Below are 1,418 nucleotides of genomic sequence, written 5' to 3' on the forward strand. Positions count from 1 at the left end.
GCGCGCTTTTGAAGGTGTCCCCTAACTGGGATCGAGATATGTCCATCCATCGAAAAAGCGCAACAACGAGTGCGGGCCAGCCTGGATGACCCGAAGCACCCGTTCGGGCATAAAGGCGCGGCCTGAAGCGCACACCTGCTGCGCCTTGCCTCTCGGAAAGGGAACCACCCTGACCATCAAGACAAGACGCAACAGCTGCACGCTTCAGGCCACGCTGAGCATGCAAGGAGTTTTTCAGAGGTTCCTTAGGTGTGGGTCGCGTGTATGCGTGTTGCAGCCGCAGAGCGGCATAAAAAAAGGGACCCGATTGGGTCCCTTTTCTATTTGGAGCGGGAAACGAGATTCGAACTCGCGACCCCGACCTTGGCAAGGTCGTGCTCTACCAACTGAGCTATTCCCGCTTGTCTTGCTGCCAGCTTACGCTAACGAATAAGTGGCGTCCCCTAGGGGAGTCGAACCCCTGTTACCGCCGTGAAAGGGCGGTGTCCTGGGCCACTAGACGAAGGGGACCCGGGCTTGACTTGGTGCGTCAAAGCGGCGCGTAGAATAGGTATCTGCCGGGCAATCGTCAAGGAAAAATTTTGTCGCAGACCATCATTGACCCGAAAAAGTCATGCTGCTCTAGTAATGGCGCGCTATAACCCTGCCGATTCCATCAAATTGGCGAAAAAACATTCATTTATCGGGAGAGAAGTATGTCCATCAAGCTGTACGGGGCCGCCCTGTCACCTTTCGTCCGCAAGACCCGGGTTGCTTTGGCACTGAAAGGAATCGAATTCGAATCCGTCCATGTCGATCCCAACAACCCGCCGGAAGGCTATGAAAAAATCAGCCCCATGAAGCGGATTCCTGCACTGGAAGTGGATGGTCAGTTCCTCGCCGACTCCGCTGCCATTTGTGCCTGGATGGAAAAGACACACCCGCAACCGGCGCTCTACCCCAGCGATGCCATGGAAATGGGGCAGACCATCTGGTTTGAACGTTTCGTGGATTACGACCTGGCCATGCGCTGCACCTTTGCGGTATTCCGTAACCGCGTGGTCATGCGGCTACTCGGCAAGGAATGCGATGAAGACAAAGTCCAGCACGCCCTGACTACCACTATCCCGCCGCTGTTCGCCTATCTGGACAAGGCCCTGGAAGGCCGGAAATTCCTGGTCGGCGAGAGCATGACCGTGGCCGACATCGCCCTGGCCAGCCAGCTGGTCAACTTCAAACACGGCGGCGAAAGCATCGACCCGGCCCACTACCCCAACCTGGCCGCCCACACCGAGCGCATGCACGCCCTGGAACCTTTCGCCAAGACCATCGAGAAAGAGTCCGGGTTTATTCAGAAGGTGATGGGGTGAAGCAATTAACAATGAATAATTAATAGTTAATAACTACGCGCNAAAGCGTGTATAGACCTGCAACGCAAG

At 55.8% G+C, this 1,418-nt stretch carries 1 protein-coding gene and 2 tRNA genes; 1 reads left to right on the plus strand and 2 read right to left on the minus strand.

What is annotated here, in order from left to right; genetic code table 11:
* Positions 1–325 precede the first annotated feature (325 nt).
* Both A3754_RS21600 and A3754_RS21605 read right to left on the minus strand, forming a co-directional pair.
* Positions 326–401: transfer RNA gene (locus tag A3754_RS21600), tRNA-Gly, on the minus strand.
* A gap of 33 nt (positions 402–434) precedes the next feature.
* Positions 435–510: transfer RNA gene (locus A3754_RS21605), tRNA-Glu, on the minus strand.
* A 185-nt stretch (positions 511–695) separates the two neighbouring features.
* Between A3754_RS21605 and A3754_RS21610 the strand changes: the two genes are divergently transcribed.
* Positions 696–1,349, plus strand: a complete 654-nt coding sequence (locus A3754_RS21610; RefSeq protein ID WP_063521304.1) for a glutathione S-transferase family protein — start codon at positions 696–698, stop codon at positions 1,347–1,349.
* The last annotated feature ends 69 nt before the right edge of the window (positions 1,350–1,418 follow it).

Source organism: Alcanivorax sp. HI0083 (genome assembly GCF_001635175.1).